We start from the raw sequence: 17,757 nt of genomic DNA on the forward strand, positions 1-17,757 counted from the left end.
GAGGCTTCTCAGCTCTTTCCGGTGGCCGGCGCCTGCCTCGGCAGCCCCGGCAAAGTCCATCCGAAGGTCATGCCCGCCGCCGAGACCAGGATGGCTGCCGCGCCCACCAGTTGCAGCATGCCCAGCCGCTGGCCGAAGACGACATGGTCGACGCCGATCGCAACCAGCGGATAGATGAACGACAGCGCCCCCGCCACCGGCGTCGACAGCTTCTGCAGCGCGCCGTACAGCAGCACGAACACCAGCCCCGTGTAGACAACGCCCATCGTCAGGTGCACGCCCCAGGTGGCCGCGTCGGTGGGCAGCGCCTTCAGGTTCGCGAAGGGGGCGAGCATCACGATGCCCACGCACACCTGTACCAGCGCGATGAGGTGCGGCGCGATGCCGTCGAGCTTCTTCGCGACGAAGGCGGCCACCGCGTAGCAGAAGGCCGCACCCAGCGCCATGAGCACGCCGATGAAATACGTGGAACCATCGGCGCCGCCGCCCGGCTTGGCCTGCGCCACCAGCACCACGCCGGCGAACGCGATGCACAGCCAGATCGCCTTCATCGCGGTGAGCCGCTCCGACAGCAGCAACGCGCCCAGCGCCACCAGCATGAAGGGCTGCGTGTTGTAGACCGCCGTGGCGATCGAGATCGATGCGCGCGAGAAGGACGCGAAGATCAGCACCCAGTTGACCACCAGGGCCACGCCACCGAATGCGGCCAGCGCGAACTTGCGCGGCGCGAAGCCCCGCTGGAGCAGACCCAGCGCAAGGCACACGACCAGCAGCGTCACCGCGCCGAACACGCAGCGCCAGAACAGCAGGTCGAACAGGGGCTGGTCGAAGCGCACCACGAACCAGCCGATGGTTCCCGAGATCGCCATGGCCGCGCTCATCTCGAGCGCGCCGCGAAGCTGGGTCTGCATGTCCGTCCGTTGTCGCCGCTGTTCAGGGGAAACAAGAGTGCCATGGATCGTGCCGCATGGATATGCTGCGAAGAAGGCGAAAACCACTGATGGCCTTCGAAAAGAAGGCATCCATGCCATTGCACCGGAGAACAGGAAAATGCTCGACGCAACCGACGAAGCCATCGTGCTGGCCCTCTCGGGCAATGCGCGCATGTCGCTGAAGGAACTGGCCCGTCACCTGGGGCTGTCGTCGCCCAGCGTGTCGGAGCGGCTGCGCCGGCTCGAGGAGCGCGACGTGATCCGCGGCTACACGCTCGAGCTGAACCCGAAGGCGCTGGGCTATCAGTTCCAGGCCATCGTGCGCATCCGGCCGCTGCCGGGGCAGCTGAAGGCGGTGCAGGAACTGATCGGGGACACGCCCGAGTTCTGCGAGTGCGACAAGGTCACGGGAGAAGACTGCTTCGTCGCGCGGCTCCATCTGCAGTCGCTCGAGCAGCTCGACGGCATCCTCGACCGCATCGCGGCCAGGGCGGAGACCAACACCTCCATCGTGAAGGCCCAGACGATCCCGAGGCGGCTGCCGCCCTTCGCGGCACGGTGAGGCGCCGCAGCCGATCGGCGGCGCCTTCCGATGGGTTATGTCCTGTTTTTGCATAGATGCGCACCATCGCCACGCGATGCGCCCTTCCAGAATCGATCGGCCGTGAGAGGCACGGCGCACGACGTCCATCCACAAGACCAAGGAGACACATGCCCATGATCACTTCCCGCCGCGGCCTGCTGGCCGGTTCCGCCGCCATGGCCACCGGTGCCATCGCCGGCTGTGCTCTGCCCGCCGGGGCCGGCCGCTCGGCCGCCACGCCGTTCGACGTCGCATCGTCGACCATTCCGATCGTCGGCAGCGACCAGGTCTTCCCGGTGCGGCGCATCTACTGCATCGGCCGAAACTACGAGGCGCACGCGCGCGAGATGGGCTCGGACCCGAGCCGCGAGCCGCCCTTCTTCTTCCAGAAGCCCGCCGATGCGATCCAGGTGGTGACGCCGGGCGTGGTGGCCGACCATCCCTACCCCACGCTCACGAAGAACTACCACTACGAGGTCGAGCTGGTGGTGGCACTGGGCAAGGGCGGACGCAACATCGCGACGAGCGCGGCGCTCGACCACGTGTACGGCTACTCGCTGGGCCTGGACATGACGCGCCGCGACCTGCAGCGCGAGATGGGCGACCAGAAGAAGCCCTGGGAGATCGGCAAGAGCTTCGACCACTCGGCGCCCGTCGGGCCGATCCACCCGGTGGCGAAGGTCGGGCACTTCAGCGACGGCGCGATCTGGCTCAAGGTGAACGGACAGACGAAGCAGAACGCCACGCTCAGGCACATGATCTGGTCGGTGGCCGAGCAGATCAGCCGGCTGTCGCAGGCCTTCGAGCTGAAGCCGGGCGACATCATCTACTCGGGCACGCCGGAGAACGTCGGGCCGGTGGTGCGCGGCGACCTGATCCAGATCCACATCGACCGGCTGCCGGAGCTGTCGGTGAGGATCGTCTGAGGAAGACGCCAAGGGTGCCGGGGGCTGGGCCGGGGCACCATTTTTTCTACGAGATTGGTGTCGATCATCGGGGCTCACGCAAACACCGAGCCACCATGTCCCAGCAACAGCAGCAGACCCCGCAAGCCACCTACATCGACGACCTGCACGCCCCGCAGGTGTTCGCGGACGAAGTCTCGGGCTACTGGGTCAACGCGGGCTGCGTGCACATCACCTTCGACGCCAGCCGCGTGGACCACAGCTCCGACCGGTGCCCGGTACACCGGGCCGCGGTGCTGCGCGTGACGCTGCCGATACCCATCGCGCAGGTGCTGGCGGTCAGCCTCTACGACTTCCTGAAGCAGCGCGGGCTGGCGCCCTCGCCGGGCAACGGGCACTGAGCGGCGGACAGCGGACAGGAGGTCAAACCGTACTCGCCGAAGGGGCAAGCTCCAATATTCCTGCCAGATTCATCGCGAAAATGAGATTCATTCTTATCTACAGAGTGAGTCAACGTTGAACCCCGGACGCAAGAAATCCGCCGCCGCAGCCTCGGTCCTTTCCTTTCCCTCCTCCCTATCTCCTTCTTCTCCCTCCCCGGTTTCATTCCGGCGCAGCCCGTTCGGTCCGCCCGCGCGCGCCACGCTGCTGGTGCTGTGGGCCGCCACGCTGGTCGGGCGCACGCACGCGCAGGAAGCGGCTGCCTCCGCCTCGCTGCCGACGGTGACTGTCACAGCCGAATCGCAGGACGGCACGCAGCAGCATCTGGGTGCCAAGGTGAGCAGCGGCGCGCTCGGTGCGCGCTCGCAGCTGGAAACGCCTTTCTCCACCAGCGTGGTCCGAGGCGAGGACATGGCCGAGCGCCAGGTGTCGAAGCTCGGTGACGTGTTCGCGCTCGACGCGTCGGTGTCCGACAACAGCGGCGCCTACAGCGCCTGGGCCAGCTACATCACGGTGCGCGGCCTGCCGCTGGACTGGCAGAACGGTTACCGCATCAACGGCCAGCCTTTCCTCAGCTACGCCATCACCTTGCCCTACGAACACTTCGAGCAGATCGAGTTGCTCAAGGGCTCGTCGGGCTTCATGTACGGCTTCGGCGCGCCGGGCGGCATCGTCAACTACGTGACGAAGAAGCCGACCGACCAGCCGGTGCGCAGCATCGAGGTCGGCTACAAGACCGCTGGCATCTGGAGCGAGCACGTCGACCTGGGCGGCCGCTTCGGCACCGACAACCGCTTCGGCTACCGGCTCAACGCCACGCACGAGGAAGGCAAGACCTATAACGACGGCAACGTGCGCCGCAACTCGGTGTCGCTCGGCCTCGACGCGAAGCTCACCGACAAGCTCACCTGGACCTTCGACACGCTCTACCAGAAGCGCAACACCTCCGGCCAGACGCCCTCGATCTACCTCGGCAGCTACACCGGCACGCAGCTGCCCTCCACCATCAGCGCCAGCAACCAGAGCCTGGTGGGCCCGGGCCAGCACCTGAATACCGACTTCAGGCTCTATTCGACCGGCCTGCAGTACCAGCTCGCGCCCGACTGGACATTGAGCACCAGCTACAGCCACAGCAGCGCCACCCGCAGCCGCAACGAAGGCATCGCCTACCTGCAGGACGCCGGCGGCAGCTATGACGACTACCGCTCCGACAGCGCCGAGGGCCACCGCTTCAACCAGTGGCAGGCGATGGTCAACGGCAAGCTGCGCACCGGCGACTTCGAGCACCGGATCACGCTGGGCACCTCGTGGCAGAAGCAGGTCAACTACTACAGCAGCAACGCCGTCTACCAGCTGATCGGCACCGGCAGCATCTTCGGCCAGAACACCAACAGCTACGCCACCTCCACCGACTTCAGGACCTACCGCAACAGCGACATCACGCAGCGCGCGCTGTTCGCGAGCGACACGCTGAAGCTGTCCGACAGGTGGTCGGTGCTGGCCGGCCTGCGCAGCACCACCTACGAGCAGATCGGCTACGACACCACCGGCGCGCGGAACTCCAGCTACCGCAAGAGCGGCGTGATCACCCCCACGCTCGCGCTGATGTACAAGCCCGCGCCCGACACCACGCTGTACACCAGCTATGTCGAATCGCTGGAACCCGGCAGCACGGTAAGCACCATGTACGCCAACAACGGCCAGCTGCTCAATCCGCTGAAGAGCAAGCAGTACGAACTGGGCGTGAAGACCGAGCACGACCGCTGGAGCGCCACGGCCGCGCTGTTCCGCATCGAGCGCGGCGCCGAGTACGCCAACAGCTCCAACGTGCTGGTGCAGGACGGCCAGTCGATCTACCAGGGCCTGGAAGTCGGCGCCTCCACCTGGCTGGGTTCGCAGTGGCAGATCGGCGGCAACCTGATGCTGCTCGACAGCTCGTACGAGCGCGGCAGCAGCTACATCGGCAACCGTGTGGCGGGCGCGCCCAAGCTGGTGGCGACCGCGCAGGTGTCGTACCTCGTGCCGCAGGTGCCGGGCCTGAAGCTCTCGGCCGACATGAAGTACACGGGCAACACCATGCTCAACGCATCGAACCAGCTGAACCTGCCGGGCTATACCGTCGCCAACATCGGCGCGAGCTACACGACGCGCATCGCGGGCCACAGCACGACCTTCCGCGCCGCGATCAACAACGTGACGAACCGCCGCTACTGGGAATACCAGTACGACAACTACATCAAGCCCGGCGATCCGCGCACCTTCAGCCTGAGCGCCAAGCTCGACTTCTAGTGCGCAGGATGGCCGCAGCGCGGCGCGGCGCGGCGCGGCGCGGCCATCCAATTTTTCTCCCCCTTTGAAATTCACGATACGGGTCATGAACAGTCCCCGGTATCGCAACCCACACAGCGCCTCGCGCGAGTCCCTCGCGGCACTGCGCGCCTTCCGCCTCGACGGCCTGCCGGCATTGGTGCATGCGCAGGGCTTCCCTCCGGAGCTCACGGTGCGGGCCCGATGGGACGGCAGGACGCAGTCTTCTTCCATTGCCACGGCGCGTTCCCGCAAGTCCTCCTGGCTGCCGCGCATCGCGGGCCTGCTGGCCTTCGGTGCGCTGGCCTTCGGCATCTTCTTGGCCGGCAGCGACACCTGCACGCGGCGCGAACCTGCCGCGGGCGGCAGCTACAGCCGATCGACCCTCGCACCGATCACCGCGAGCGACACCGCAAGCACGAGCCCGCGCGCCGGCAGCTGCAAGCGCAGCCCAGGCGGCTTCGGGCAATCGAAGACGGCCCCCTGAGGCACATCGGCCGCGGCGACGCAGCGCCGGGCCAGGAACGCGATGCGCGGGCCGCCCGAGAACTGGAACATCGCGAGCGGCGCGGGGCCGCAGACGGCAAGCGCGATCCGGGTGCGCCAGCCCTACAGCCTCAAGGACAGCAGTTTCATTTTCATCGATCACTTCCCCTGAACAGCGGCTCATCCGGCACAGCAGGAATGCTCGGCCACAAAGTCGGAGAAACCTCGGATCGCATGCGCGCTCGCGCGCACACAAACCCCAACGCATCAGCCAGATTTCTCCCAATTTGCGTGTTCGACTCGGCGTCCAGGAAGTTTCCGAATGCTTCCGGAACACGAGGAGTAGAACCACCATGACGCGGCTGCAGAAGAAGCCTCGAGAGGAGCGCCGTGCGCGGACGCGCGGCTTCACATTGATCGAGGTGATGGTCACCGTGGCGATCGTGGCGATCCTGGCGGCCATCGCCCTGCCCTCCTACACGGACTACGTCCGGCGTGGTCGCATCCCGGAGGCGACTTCCAATCTCTCCGCCGGCAACGCAAAGATGGAGCAATGGTTCCAGGATGCCAAGAGCTACTACGCCACCGGTTCCACCAGCGCATGCGGCGTAACGATCTCGAACACCAACCTGAAGTACTTCACGCTCACCTGCACGCCAAGTTCGTCCACGAGCTACACCATCACCGCCACCGGCACGTCTTCCATGGCCGGATTCGTCTACACCATCGACCAGGACGGCACGCGCACGTCCACCATCACCGGCGTATCGGGATGGACCGCGTCCTCGTCGAGCTGCTGGATCACCAACAGGGGCGGGAGCTGCTGATGCGCAGGCGGTCGCCTTCGACGCCAGGATTCGGCTTGATCGAGTTGATGGTGGGCATCACGATCCTGGCAGTCCTGACCATGCTGGCCGCGCCCTGGTTCGGCGACTGGACGCGCAACACCCGCCTGCGCAGCGCGGCCGAGTCGCTGCGCTCCGATCTGCAGATGGCCAGGGCGGAAGCCATTCGCCGCAACACCGGCACGCGCCTGCAGTTCGTCAGCTCGCTGGACGCCGGCTGCGCGCTGAGCACCAGTGTCGCGCTCTGGGTGACGAACGCCGGCCTCTCGCAGACGCCCGCCGGCGCTTGCGGCAACGCCTTGAGCGCCACCACCACGCCCTACCTGATCGGAAAGAGCCCGGTCGAGCCCAGCAAGAGTTCGGACCTCGTGCTCACCGCAACGCGCAGCACAGTGGGCTTCGACGCGCTGGGCCGCCAGTCCGCCACGACCAACCCGACCACATCCGTCATCGCGCTGACGGTGCAGCTGACCAGCGCCAGCGGCACCTGCGTCGCCTCCGGCGGCTCGGTGCGCTGCCTGAACGTGATCGTCTCGCCCGGTGGTGATGCCCGCATCTGCGACCCCTCGCGCAGCAGCAGCACCGACCCCATGACCTGCTGACCATGCCCCGCCAACACTCTTCCTCATCCGCCACCGGCGGCTTCACCCTCATCGAGGCAATGGCCGCATTGCTCATCTTCGCGATCGGCCTGCTCGGCATCACGGGCCTCTATGCCAGCGCGGCACGCACCGCGACGGGTGCCGAGTTCCGCACGGCCGCCGCGATGCTCGCCAGCGACCTGATCGGCCGCATGTGGATGAGCGACCGCACGGCCGCCACCCTCCAGGCCAGCTACGGGAGCACGGCTGCCGGTACGGGCTACACGAGCTGGAAGGCGGCCGTCGACAAGTCGAACCTGCCGGGCGTCAGCAGCCTGCCGCCGACCGTCACCTTCAGCACGGTCGCCGGCGGCGGCAGCTCGGCCGTCAGCAGCAGCCTGGCCACCATCACCATCTACTGGAAGGGCCCGGGCGACAGCAGCGCCCACCAGTACGTGGCCATGGCCCAGATGAAGCCGTGAGAAGCTCCGTGCCCACCCCGCGCCCTTCACGCCCCGCTCGCGGGCAGCACGGCTTCAGCATCATCGAGCTCATGGTCGGCCTGCTGGTCGGCATGCTCGCGGTGCTGATCGTCGTGCAGCTGCTGTACTCCACGAGCATGCAGCAGCGGCTGACCAGCACCAGCGGCGACGCCGAGATCAACGCCGCCACGGTCACCCACATGCTGGCACGCGAACTGAACCAGGCCGGACTGGGCATCAGCGCGTACACGCTGCTGGGCTGCAGCCTCACGTACACCACGACCTCCGACAGCAAGAGCGTCACGCTGTCGGCGCTGGCCCCGGTCACGGTGAACCCTGCCACCTCGCTGGTGCCCGCGGGCGACACCAGCACCGACACGCTGCTCGTCGTCAGCGGCAATTCCGCCAGCCCCACCGAGGGAGACGCACTCGCCGGTACCAGCACCGCGACCAGCTACACCGTGTCGACCCCTGCGTCCTTCGCCACGGGCGACTGGGTGACGGCCGCGGCGACCACGCGCGACAGCTCCACCTCATGCGCCCTGACCCTGGGCAAGGTGAGCGCCATCGCAAGCTATGTGCTGACCGTTTCCAGCGGCACCGCCGGCCTGACGGCGGCGGAGGCGGCCGTCTACAACCTGGGGGCCGCCCCCGTCATCCATGCCTATGCGGTCCGCAACGGCAACCTCACCGTGTGCGACTACGCGGCCTACAACTGCGGAGACACCAGCTACACCACCACGCTCAACAGCAGCGTCTGGGTTCCCATCGCCAGCCACATCGCGAGCCTGCGGGCCCAGTACGGCCGCGACACCAGCGACCTGGTCACGCCGAAGATGGACGGCGTGGTCGACAGCTACGACCAGGCCACGCCCGGCAGCACGAGCGACACCTCGGGCCTGTCCAGCTACTGCGGCTGGCTGCGGGTGGTCGGCCTGCGGCTCGCGGTGGTCGCGCGCAGCCAGCAGTACGACAAGGACGAGGTCACCACCACCGCGCCCACCTGGTCCGGCAGCAGCGCCAACACCAGCACCACCAGCACGCTGACCACCGTGACGCCTTCCGCCCTGGCGATCGACCTGAGCGCCAACTCGGAGTGGAAGCACTACCGCTACAAGACCATCGAGACCACGGTGCCGCTGCGCGACATCATCTGGAACGGCAACCAGGTCACCTACCAGAGCGGAGACGTCGCATGCTGAGCACCCGGCGCCCCCGGCACGGGCAACGCGGCTTCGTGATGATCATCGCCCTGATCGCGCTGGCGATCATGAGCATTGCCGCGATCGGCCTCATGCGCACCACCTCCAGCTCGGCGAGCATCGCGGGCAACCTGGCCTTCGAGCAGGCGGCCGTCACCTCCGCCGACCAGGCTATTGAGGCAGCGGTGACCTGGCTGGAGAACAACAGCGGACAGACAAGTTCCAGCACCGCCACCACCTGCTCGACAGGAAGCTCCGTGCTGGCCTGCGACCAGACGAGCCACGGCTACGCCGCCACGCGCACCGACCCGGGCAGCACGCAGTCGTGGTCGCAGCTGTGGACCCAATTGGTCAGCGCGGGCTACACCGCCGTCTCGCAGGGCCAGGACAGCTCGGGCAACACCGCGTCCTACCTGATCCAGCGCATGTGCGCCAGCGCGGGCGATGCGTCGTCGAGCAACGGCTGCGGAAGTTCTCCCATGGCCGTGAATACCGGCGGCAGCAAGAAGTCCGGCAGCACCCCATCGTCCAGCAGCCAGGTCTATTACCGCATCACCGTCAAGGTGAGCGGGCCTCGCAACACCGTCTCCTTCACGCAAGCCATGGTGGCCCTATGAACAAGCTCCTCTCCGGCCGCTGGCGCTCCTGCATGGGCGTCCTGGCGCTGATCCTCGCGGCTCCCGCCTTCGGCGCCCTCACCGACCTTGCCACGGCCCCGCTGGAAACATCCTCGGCCACGCTGGTCAAGCCCAACATCATGTTCATCCTGGACAACTCCGGGAGCATGAGTTCCGCCTACCTCCCGGACTGGGCGGACGACTACAGCGCCAGCAGCTATCCATACCTCTACCGCAACAGCCGCTTCAACGGCATCTACTACGACCCGTCGGTCACCTACACGCCGCCCGTCAACTACGCCGGCACCAGCTACACCAGCATGACCTCGGCCAATACCTCGGCATGGACCAAGGTACCCACCGACGGCTTCGGCATCATCTCCACGGGCACGACGGACCTGACGGGAACGAGCACCCCCGCCACGTACTACACCTTCGTTCCTGGCGAGTACTGCTCCTCGGCCAACCTGCGCACATGCAACAAGCAGAGCGCGGCCACCACCGCCTATGCCTACCCGGCGTACCTGCGCTGGTGCACCACGTCCGCACTGAGCACATGCCAGGCCGTCTACATCGACAGCACCTCCGCGCCCGCCACCTACAAGTACCCGCGGTATGCAGGCATGAGCTCCACCGCGACGATCGTCGTCAGCGGATCGAGCAGCACAAGCATCGGCGGCATCACGGTCAATGGCGTGCAGATTCTCTCGGCCACGACCTCGGCCAGCACCTCGTCCACCACGGTAGCAACCAACATCGTCACCGCCATCAACAACTGCACCAGCAGCAAGACAGGCAACTGCGGCATTGCAGGCTACAGCGCCAGCCGCAGCGGCAGCACGGTGACCATCACCTCGCCCAAGGGCGCCGATGCCTATGGCTATTCGCCCGTGGTCACACAATCCGGCAGCATGACGGCCACCGTCACCGCCTTCAGCGGCGGCACGCCGGGCAGCTGGATACAGACCACCATCAGCAGCAGCACGTCGACCTATGCCTACCCCGGCACCGGCGCCCGCTCCACGACCCGCACCGACTGCACGACCAACGGCACCACCTGCACCTACGCGGAGGAGATGACCAACTTCGCCAACTGGTGGGCGTACTACCACACCCGCATGCAGGCGATGAAGAGCGCCACCACCCTCGCCTTCAGCGGGCTGACCTCCAGCTACCGGGTGGGCTACATGACCATCAACAAGGTCAGCAGCTCGACGGACTTCCTGAACATCGCCGACAACACCACCACCAGCGGCGGGCAGAAGTCGCTGTGGTACGGCAAGCTGCTGGCGGCCCAGGCCAGCGGCACCACTCCGCTTCGCACGGCGCTGTCGAATGCAGGGCGCTACTTCGCCGCCAAGATCTCCTCCATCAATGGCGTCGCGACCACCGATCCGATGCAGTACGCCTGCCAGCGCAACTACACACTGCTGTCGACCGACGGCTACTGGAACGAGACCGCGACGCCCTACAAGGTCGACGGCACAACCGCCATCGGCGACCAGGACAGCAGCGAGTCCCGCCCCTATCTCGACGGCAATGCGGTGTCCAACACGCTGGCCGACACGGCGCAGTACTACTACGCCACCGACCTGCGCTCGTCCTCCCTGAGCAACGCGACGAATTCGAGCGGCACGGATGTCTCCAGCAACAGCTATTCCAACAAGCGCCAGAACATGGTGACCTCCACCATCGGCCTGGGCGCCTCGGGCTACATGCTGTTCGATGCGGACTATGCGAACGCCACGAGCGGTGACTACTACGACATCGCCAACGGCACCCCTACCAGCAGCACGACGCAGGCTTCCGGTGTGTGCATCTGGCAGAGCTCCGGCAGTTGCAACTGGCCCACGCCGGTCAGCAACACGCAAACCGCCATCGACGACCTGTGGCATACCGCCGTCAACGGCCGGGGCAGCTACTACAGCGCTTCCAACGCGGCCGACATCAAGACCAGCCTGACCAATTTCCTCAACACCGTGGACGCCACGACCAGCAGCTCCGCGGCAGTCACGCAAAGCGCCGCCGTGCTGACCTCCACCACGGCCGGCTACACCTTCTCGACCACCTATTGCTCGGGCAAGTGGTTCGGCGAACTGGCGCGCTATGCGGTGAATTCCAGCACCGGGGTCACCTCCAGCACCGCGGACTGGGCCGAATCGGGCGCGGGCTCCGACTGTTCGAGCACTTCGGGCAGCCTCACCACCACGGCGCTGCTGGACAACATCGGCTACGCCTCTCGCACCATCTTCACCTACGACGCCAGCACCGCCACGAAGCTGAGCTTCGCCTGGGACTCACTCACGACGACGATGCAGGGCTACTTCAAGATCGCGTCGATCAGCTCGCTGTCGCAGCTGTGCAGCTCGGGCACCAGCTGCCTGGCGACGGCATCGCAGGTCGACAGCTCCACCGCCGGCACCACCACCGGCGCGGGCGCGGTGAACCTGGTGAACTACCTGCGCGGCGACCGCAGCAACGAAGGCTCCACCAACACCAGGTACTACCGTTCGCGCACCCACGTGCTGGGCGACGTCGTCAACTCCACGCCGGTGTACATCAAGGCCCCCTCGCGCAGCTACAGCGACACGGGCTATGCCAGCTTCAAGTCTTCCAACGCCTCGCGCCAGGGCATGGTCTACGTGGGCGCCAACGACGGCATGCTGCATGCCTTCAATGCCGACACGGGCGCCGAGGCCTGGGCGTACATCCCCTCGGTACTGCTGCCCAACATGTACAAGCTGGCGGACAAGAACTACGCCTCCAACCACGTCTACTTCGTCGACGGCCAGATCACGCAGGCCGACGTCTACTACAACAGCGCCTGGCACACCATCATCATCGGCGGCCTGGGCGACGGCGGCCGCGCGTACTTCGCGCTGGACGTCACGGACCCGAGCTCTCCGACCGTGCTGTGGGAGTTCAGCTCGAGCAGCACGCTCACGCCCAATCTGTACGACACGGACCTGGGCTACACCTACGGCGCCCCCATCATCACCAAGCTGTCGGACGGAACCTGGGCGGTCGTCCTCAGCTCCGGCTACAACAACGTCTCCGACGGCGACGGCAAGGGCCACCTGTGGATCAGGAACGCCATGACCGGCGCGCTGATCAAGAAGATCGACAACGGCATGGGCAGCAACGCCAGCGGCAGCACCGTGACCGGCTGTTCCGTCGTGCCCTGCCCCAGCGGCCTGGCGAAGATCAGCGGCTGGACCAACAGCTCCACCGACAACACCACCACACAGGTCTATGGCGGCGACCTGTACGGCAACCTCTGGCGCTTCGACATCAGCGCCCTCGCCGCCAGCAGCGGCAGCGCCACGGTGCAGCTGCTGGCCACGCTGTCGGACAGCTCGGGCACCCGCCAGCCCATCACCACCGCGCCGGAGCTGGGTCTCGTGAACGGCCAGCACGTGGTCTTCGTCGGCACCGGCGCCTACCTGGGCGTGACCGACATCACCACATCGCAGGTGCAGTCGATGTACGCCATCAAGGACACGCTGAACGGCAGCTCCAGCACCACCGCCATCTACAGCAACCCGCGCAGCAACGCGTGCAGCTCGAGCACCGTGGCCAACTGCTTCATCAGGCTGACGCTCACCGACACCTCCGGCGTACGAACAGCCTCCAGTTCAGTGAGCTACTCCACCAATTTCAGCACCATGTACGGCTGGTTCGTCGACATGCCCGAATCGGGCGAACGCGTCGACGAAGACCCGGTGCTCTCCTCCGGCACGCTGGTCTACGTCTCCAACACGCCCAGCACCTCGGGCGCCTGCAGCACCGGCGGCTCCAGCTACATCAACTACGTCAACTACGCCACCGGCCTGACGGTGTCGGGCGCCGAGAATGCGGGGGTGCTGCTGTCGAGCGCGGGCCTGTCGAGCTCGGCCGCGCTCGCCATCACCACCAGCGGCAAGACCGTCGCCACCACCAAGGACTCCACCGGCGCGGTGACGACAACCACCATCCCGACCTCCTCTTCGAGCAGCACGCGACGCATCTCCTGGCGCCGGCTGACCGACGGCAAGTAGAAAGGGCCGTTGCCGGCCTGCTCGGGATCGATCCGCCTCCTGCCCAGGAGGCGAGCCCTCAAGATATCTCCCACATCGCCGCGCAGACTCGTCGGCATGTGCACTCCCTCAGCCTCGCGCCCGTGGATCCGCCTGCGCTGGCGGCTGCCGCGCGCGGGCTTGGGCGGATACATCGTCGAAGGGCATTGGCTGTGGGAGCCCGGCACGCCTGCGGTACGCGCCGCGTTCCAGGCGGCCGTGGATGCAGGCAACAGGACTTACGGCGCGGGAACGCATTGGGTGGAGCAGGAGGAAGCCGAAGCGCCTGCCGGCACCCAGATATCGGATGGACACCGAAGAACCATCGCGAAGACCTGCCGCTGATGTCCTGACTCTTCTTCGCGCCCCAGACCCGGCCCTTGTGCGAGACGCCGGGCACGACGCGGCAGATACCATACAACCATGAAGCCTGCTGCAAGCCGCGGGAAGTTCGTTGTCCGATACCTGGGCCCACTGATACCCTTGGGCCTTGCAGCCAATGGCATCTGGATACTGCTCTCCGGCTACTACACCTATAGACCGGGAAAGGGCAACTGGACCCTCACGCTGCTGCCGCCCGACTCCCATCTGGCCGGCCTTTTCTTCATCTTCCTCGGCGTGCTGGTCGCATCGCTCGGTGTCTCCGGGCGGAAGGAGCGATGGCTTTTCTGGAGCGGGCTCGCTGGCGCCCTGCTGTCCCTGATCATCGAAGGGCTGCGCCAGATCCTGCGCCTGGCCGTCCACGGCTAGCCGACGGCAGCCGATGAGCCGGGCGCTTCCCGTTCGATCGCGGGCCGCCTGAAGAAGCCGCGCAAGGCTCCCACATGGTCAGGTACATGGACCGGGCCGACCCGGCTCACCGCGCCGCGTTCCGATCCGAAATCATCTTCGGGCTGATGAAGATCAGCATCTCGGTCTTGTTGTTGACCCGGCTGCGGGTTCGGAACAGCGCGCCGACCATCGGAAGTTCGCCCAGCACCGGCACGCGCGATTCCGAGTTGGTGTCGGTCAGCTCGAAGACGCCGCCGATGACGACGGTGCCGCCGTTCTCCACCAGCACTTCGGTCTGGATGTGCTTGGTGTTGATGGCATAGCCCGCGGTGGTCGACTGGCCCACGGTGTCCTTGTTGACGTCCAGCGCCAGGATGATGTTGCCCTCGGGCGTGATCTGCGGCGTCACTTCCAGCTTGAGGTTGGCCTTGCGGAAGGCGATGGAGGTCGCGCCACTCGACGTCGCGACCTGGTAGGGCAGCTCGGTACCCTGCTCGATCAGTGCCTTGGTCTGGTCGGCCGTCACCACGCGCGGGCTCGACACCACCTTGCCCTTGCCGTCCGCTTCCAGCGCCGAGATCTCGAGGTTGAGCATCTTCGTCAGGCCCGAGTTGAAGAGCGACAGCGCGAAGGTGCCGACCGCGTCGCCCGTCGTGCTGGTCGCTGGCAGGTTGACGAAGCTGGTGCTCGAATAGGTGTTGGTGCTCGTGGTGGTGGTCACGCCGCCCGTGGTACTTGAACTCACGGAAGGCGTCACGCCCACCGACGAGTTCGCGTTGACGAAACCGCCGCCCAGCTTCGCGCCCAGGGACTTGCTGAAGGTGTCGGTCGCCTCGACGAAGCGCGCCTCGATCAGCACCTGCCGTATCGGCACGTCCAGCTTCTGGATGAGTTCGGCCACCTGCGAAAGACGCGAGGGAATGTCGGTCACGAAGAGCTGGTTGGTGCGCACCTCGGCCAGCACGCTGCCGCGTGAACTCAATATGCGCGTCGCGCCGCCCGAGCTGCCGCTGCCTCCGCCGGCGCTCGTGCCGGTGCCGGAGAGCCCCTGCGCCACCGTGGCCGCCTTCGCATAGTTGAGCTGGAACGACTGCGTGCGCAGTTGCTCGAGCCCCTGCAAGGTGGCCTGGGCCTCGGCCTTTATCTTGTCCTTGGCGTTGAGCTCGTCCTCAGGCGCGATGCGCAGCACGCTGCCGTTCTTGCGCATGCCGAGGTTCTTCGCCTCCAGGATGATGTCCAGCGCCTGGTCCCACGGCACGTCCTTCAGCCGCAGCGTGAGCGAGCCAGTGACCGAGTCGGAGGTGACGATGTTGAAGCTGGTGAAGTCCGCGATCACCTGCAGCAGCGAGCGGATCTCGATGTTCTGGAAATTCAGCGACAGCTTCTCGCCGTTGTAGCCCACGCCCTGCGTCAGCTTGGTCGGATCGACCTTGCGCGGGCGCACCTCCACCACGAACTGGCTGTTGCTCTGGTAGGCGCTGTGGTCCCAGTCGCCGCGCGGCTCGATCAGCATGCGCACGCGGTCACCGGCCTGCTGCATGCTCACCGTCTGCACGGGCGTGCCGAAGTCGGCCACGTCGAGCTTGCGGTTCAGGCCCTCGGGCAGCTGCGACTTGGTGAATTCGACGAGGAGGTTCTTGCCCTGCTGGCGGATGTCCACGCCGACCTGGTCGTTGGGCAGGCTCACGATCACGCGGCCCGCGCCTTCGGTGCCCAGGCGGAAGTCGACGTCGCGCAGCGGCAGCACGTCGCGGTTGCGGTTCTCCGCGAATTCGAAGGGCGTGGCGGCCACCAGAGCCGGGCCCGCCGCGGATTGCAGCGACACCAGCAGCGACTTGCCGCGCACCTCGGTCTTGTAGGCGGTGGCCTCTTTCAGGTTGAGCACGAGGCGCGTGCGTTCACCCGCCTGCACCACGTTCACGGAACGCAGGTTGCCCTGGTTCATCTCGATGGCCTCGCGGCCCAGGCTGCTGCGCATGCCCGGAAAATCGAGCGCGATGCGCGCGGGCGACTGGATGGCGAAGCCGTTGGGCGCTGCGGCCAGCGGCTCGGAGAAATCGACACGCAGCACTTCGCTGCCTGCCTGCAAGGAGCCCGTGACCGACTCGATCCTGTTCTGCGCCTGCGCCGCCGTGAGCGACCCGAACGCGACGAGCAGGAACACGGACGCGCGCAACCAGCGCGCGATCGCGAATATCTGTTTGTTCATTTGACTGCCTTGAAATGCGGCACCTTCTCCTCGCTGCCCTGAGCTTCCCTCCCGAGTGCAGCGTGTTCCGGAGACCGCGCAAGCCGTTGCGCGCGGCCGGAACGGGCAGCGCGGCGCCTCTGCGGCGGCCGCGCTGCCCCGTCACATCCTCACGCGATCAGAACGCGTGGCGGATGCCGAAGTCGTAGCCGGTGGAGGAACGCGGCAGGCCGGTGTAGCTGGTGCCCGTGCTGCCGTAGCCGGTGGTGCTGGCCGACACCAGGCTGCCCGTGTAGTTCACGTCGTTGCGGTTGTTCACGCGCGCCACCGTCGCATACAGCGCCGTGCGCTTGGACAGGTTGTGCACGTAGCCGATCGCGAACTTGCGCGCCAGCGGGTCCTCGCCCGTGATGCCGGCCGCGCCTTCGTTGTAGCGCACCTGCGAGTACGCCACGCGGATCAGGCCCGCGCCCACCGGCACCGTCGCGCCGATCAGGTAGCCGTTGTAGCTGTCGTGCGCGTCGGCCACTGCCGCGTAGTCGAACTTGTTCTTCACGTTCGACAGCTCCCCGAACAGCTTCACGGGACCGAAGTCGTACGAGGCGCCCAGGTTGATGGTCTGCACGCTGCGCTGCAGCGCGGTCGTGTCCACGACGGTGCTGCGGCCCACGCCCAGGGCGACGTCCAGCGGGCCGTTGGCGTAGCCGAAGCGGCCACCCACGTAGCGGCCCGCGCTGCTGCTCGAGGCGGCCGTGGTGCTGGTGGCGTCCGTGCTGGCGTTCTCGTGCAGCGCGTACTGGAACTGGCCGTAGAAGCCGCCCAGGTTCGGCGGCAGGAAGTAGCCGATCGAGTTGCTGGCGCGCACGTAGTTGGCGTTGTTGAGGGTGGTGTTGCCGCTGACGGTGCTGATGACGTTGGTGCCCGAGCCGTTGGTGCCGAACGGGTCGAAGACGGTGTCGTTCCAGAAGGTGGGCGTGTAGTCGCGGCCCAGGCGCAGCTCGCCGAAGCCACCCGACAGGCTCACGGTGGAGCGGCGCGAGAAGGTGGAGATGCCGGTGGCGCCGTCGTCGTTGGTGATGGGCGCTTCGAGCCAGAAGCTCGCGGCCAACCCGCCGCCGAGGTCTTCGGTGCCGCGGAAGCCGATGCGGCTGGAGTTGTAGCCCGAGTTGCCCAGGCTGGTCTTGCTTTGCTTGACCGACGCGCCGGTGGTGGTGTCGCGCGAGGTCGTCGACTGGTAGGTCAGGCCGGCGTCCACGACGCCGAACAACGTGACGGACGATTGGGCACAAGCCAGGCCGCAGACGGCCAGGGCAGCGAATGCCGTGAGGGTTTTCTTCATTCAGGGTTCTCCAGTTTCAGGTC

17 protein-coding genes are annotated in these 17,757 nt (G+C 66.6%); 14 read left to right on the top strand and 3 right to left on the bottom strand.

Going from position 1 to position 17,757, the window contains the following annotated elements; all coding sequences use genetic code 11:
• Nucleotides 1-8: 8 nt before the first annotated feature.
• The gene (locus ABL843_RS25190; RefSeq protein WP_418117711.1) at nt 9-911 is read right to left on the bottom strand and encodes a DMT family transporter; all 903 of its coding nucleotides are present in this window, start codon (nt 909-911) and stop codon (nt 9-11) included.
• 139 nt (nt 912-1,050) lie between these two features.
• Between ABL843_RS25190 and ABL843_RS25195 the strand changes: the two genes are divergently transcribed.
• The 14 genes from ABL843_RS25195 to ABL843_RS25260 all read left to right on the top strand — a co-directional run bounded on the left by ABL843_RS25195 (nt 1,051) and on the right by ABL843_RS25260 (nt 14,186).
• Nucleotides 1,051-1,494, top strand: coding sequence for an Lrp/AsnC family transcriptional regulator (locus tag ABL843_RS25195; RefSeq protein ID WP_418117713.1), 444 nt, complete (start codon nt 1,051-1,053; stop codon nt 1,492-1,494).
• A gap of 155 nt (nt 1,495-1,649) precedes the next feature.
• On the top strand, nt 1,650-2,441 hold the full coding sequence (locus tag ABL843_RS25200; RefSeq protein WP_418117714.1) for a fumarylacetoacetate hydrolase family protein: 792 nt from the start codon (nt 1,650-1,652) through the stop codon (nt 2,439-2,441).
• A gap of 95 nt (nt 2,442-2,536) precedes the next feature.
• On the top strand, nt 2,537-2,821 hold the full coding sequence (locus ABL843_RS25205; RefSeq protein ID WP_126024978.1) for a hypothetical protein: 285 nt from the start codon (nt 2,537-2,539) through the stop codon (nt 2,819-2,821).
• Between the two features lie 244 nt (nt 2,822-3,065).
• Nucleotides 3,066-5,150: a TonB-dependent siderophore receptor gene (locus tag ABL843_RS25210; protein ID WP_418120515.1), complete on the top strand. Its 2,085-nt coding sequence runs from the start codon at nt 3,066-3,068 to the stop codon at nt 5,148-5,150.
• 85 nt (nt 5,151-5,235) lie between these two features.
• Nucleotides 5,236-5,655, top strand: coding sequence for a hypothetical protein (locus ABL843_RS25215; protein ID WP_418117715.1), 420 nt, complete (start codon nt 5,236-5,238; stop codon nt 5,653-5,655).
• Nucleotides 5,656-5,697: 42 nt separating this feature from the next.
• Entirely contained in the window at nt 5,698-5,826 is a 129-nt protein-coding gene (locus tag ABL843_RS25220) for a hypothetical protein (RefSeq protein WP_369660958.1), read from the top strand.
• A 181-nt stretch (nt 5,827-6,007) separates the two neighbouring features.
• Nucleotides 6,008-6,481, top strand: coding sequence for a type IV pilin protein (locus ABL843_RS25225; protein ID WP_418117716.1), 474 nt, complete (start codon nt 6,008-6,010; stop codon nt 6,479-6,481).
• Nucleotides 6,427-7,101: a GspH/FimT family pseudopilin gene (locus tag ABL843_RS25230; RefSeq protein ID WP_418117718.1), complete on the top strand. Its 675-nt coding sequence runs from the start codon at nt 6,427-6,429 to the stop codon at nt 7,099-7,101. The genes ABL843_RS25225 and ABL843_RS25230 overlap by 55 nt, the downstream gene beginning before the upstream one ends.
• A 2-nt stretch (nt 7,102-7,103) precedes the next feature.
• A complete protein-coding gene (pilV, locus tag ABL843_RS25235) occupies nt 7,104-7,562 on the top strand; it encodes a type IV pilus modification protein PilV (protein WP_418117719.1) in 459 nt (152 codons plus the stop codon).
• A gap of 8 nt (nt 7,563-7,570) precedes the next feature.
• On the top strand, nt 7,571-8,764 hold the full coding sequence (locus tag ABL843_RS25240; protein WP_418117720.1) for a PilW family protein: 1,194 nt from the start codon (nt 7,571-7,573) through the stop codon (nt 8,762-8,764).
• Nucleotides 8,758-9,381: a pilus assembly PilX family protein gene (locus tag ABL843_RS25245; RefSeq protein ID WP_418117722.1), complete on the top strand. Its 624-nt coding sequence runs from the start codon at nt 8,758-8,760 to the stop codon at nt 9,379-9,381. Before ABL843_RS25240 ends, ABL843_RS25245 begins: the two co-directional genes overlap by 7 nt.
• On the top strand, nt 9,378-13,418 hold the full coding sequence (locus ABL843_RS25250; protein ID WP_418117723.1) for a pilus assembly protein: 4,041 nt from the start codon (nt 9,378-9,380) through the stop codon (nt 13,416-13,418). Before ABL843_RS25245 ends, ABL843_RS25250 begins: the two co-directional genes overlap by 4 nt.
• 96 nt (nt 13,419-13,514) lie before the next feature.
• Nucleotides 13,515-13,781 carry a hypothetical protein gene (locus ABL843_RS25255; protein ID WP_418117724.1) on the top strand — a complete coding sequence of 89 codons (267 nt, stop codon included), beginning with the start codon at nt 13,515-13,517 and terminating at the stop codon, nt 13,779-13,781.
• A 78-nt stretch (nt 13,782-13,859) separates the two neighbouring features.
• Nucleotides 13,860-14,186 carry a hypothetical protein gene (locus tag ABL843_RS25260; protein ID WP_369660950.1) on the top strand — a complete coding sequence of 109 codons (327 nt, stop codon included), beginning with the start codon at nt 13,860-13,862 and terminating at the stop codon, nt 14,184-14,186.
• A gap of 106 nt (nt 14,187-14,292) precedes the next feature.
• Here ABL843_RS25260 and pilQ read toward each other — a convergent pair whose 3' ends face one another.
• Together pilQ and ABL843_RS25270 are read right to left on the bottom strand one after the other, a co-directional pair.
• A complete protein-coding gene (gene pilQ, locus ABL843_RS25265) occupies nt 14,293-16,416 on the bottom strand; it encodes a type IV pilus secretin PilQ (RefSeq protein ID WP_418117726.1) in 2,124 nt (707 codons plus the stop codon).
• Nucleotides 16,417-16,573: 157 nt separating this feature from the next.
• On the bottom strand, nt 16,574-17,734 hold the full coding sequence (locus tag ABL843_RS25270) for a porin (RefSeq protein ID WP_418117727.1): 1,161 nt from the start codon (nt 17,732-17,734) through the stop codon (nt 16,574-16,576).
• Between the last annotated feature and the right edge of the window lie 23 nt (nt 17,735-17,757).

The sequence above is a fragment of the Variovorax sp. 350MFTsu5.1 genome (assembly GCF_048302515.1).
In the GTDB taxonomy this organism is placed as follows: Bacteria; Pseudomonadota; Gammaproteobacteria; order Burkholderiales; family Burkholderiaceae_C; genus Variovorax; species Variovorax guangxiensis.

Bases quoted from the DNA above. Each gene is read 5' to 3' on its own strand.
- ABL843_RS25190 (WP_418117711.1), bottom strand. From the start codon at position 911: ATGCAGACCCAGCTTCGCGGCGCGCTCGAGATGAGCGCGGCCATGGCG.
- ABL843_RS25195 (WP_418117713.1), top strand. From the start codon at position 1,051: ATGCTCGACGCAACCGACGAAGCCATCGTGCTGGCCCTCTCGGGCAAT.
- ABL843_RS25200 (WP_418117714.1), top strand. From the start codon at position 1,650: ATGATCACTTCCCGCCGCGGCCTGCTGGCCGGTTCCGCCGCCATGGCC.
- ABL843_RS25205 (WP_126024978.1), top strand. From the start codon at position 2,537: ATGTCCCAGCAACAGCAGCAGACCCCGCAAGCCACCTACATCGACGAC.
- ABL843_RS25215 (WP_418117715.1), top strand. From the start codon at position 5,236: ATGAACAGTCCCCGGTATCGCAACCCACACAGCGCCTCGCGCGAGTCC.
- ABL843_RS25220 (WP_369660958.1), top strand. From the start codon at position 5,698: ATGCGCGGGCCGCCCGAGAACTGGAACATCGCGAGCGGCGCGGGGCCG.
- ABL843_RS25225 (WP_418117716.1), top strand. From the start codon at position 6,008: ATGACGCGGCTGCAGAAGAAGCCTCGAGAGGAGCGCCGTGCGCGGACG.
- ABL843_RS25230 (WP_418117718.1), top strand. From the start codon at position 6,427: ATGGACCGCGTCCTCGTCGAGCTGCTGGATCACCAACAGGGGCGGGAG.
- pilV (WP_418117719.1), top strand. From the start codon at position 7,104: ATGCCCCGCCAACACTCTTCCTCATCCGCCACCGGCGGCTTCACCCTC.
- ABL843_RS25245 (WP_418117722.1), top strand. From the start codon at position 8,758: ATGCTGAGCACCCGGCGCCCCCGGCACGGGCAACGCGGCTTCGTGATG.
- ABL843_RS25250 (WP_418117723.1), top strand. From the start codon at position 9,378: ATGAACAAGCTCCTCTCCGGCCGCTGGCGCTCCTGCATGGGCGTCCTG.
- ABL843_RS25255 (WP_418117724.1), top strand. From the start codon at position 13,515: ATGTGCACTCCCTCAGCCTCGCGCCCGTGGATCCGCCTGCGCTGGCGG.
- ABL843_RS25260 (WP_369660950.1), top strand. From the start codon at position 13,860: ATGAAGCCTGCTGCAAGCCGCGGGAAGTTCGTTGTCCGATACCTGGGC.
- pilQ (WP_418117726.1), bottom strand. From the start codon at position 16,416: ATGAACAAACAGATATTCGCGATCGCGCGCTGGTTGCGCGCGTCCGTG.
- ABL843_RS25270 (WP_418117727.1), bottom strand. From the start codon at position 17,734: ATGAAGAAAACCCTCACGGCATTCGCTGCCCTGGCCGTCTGCGGCCTG.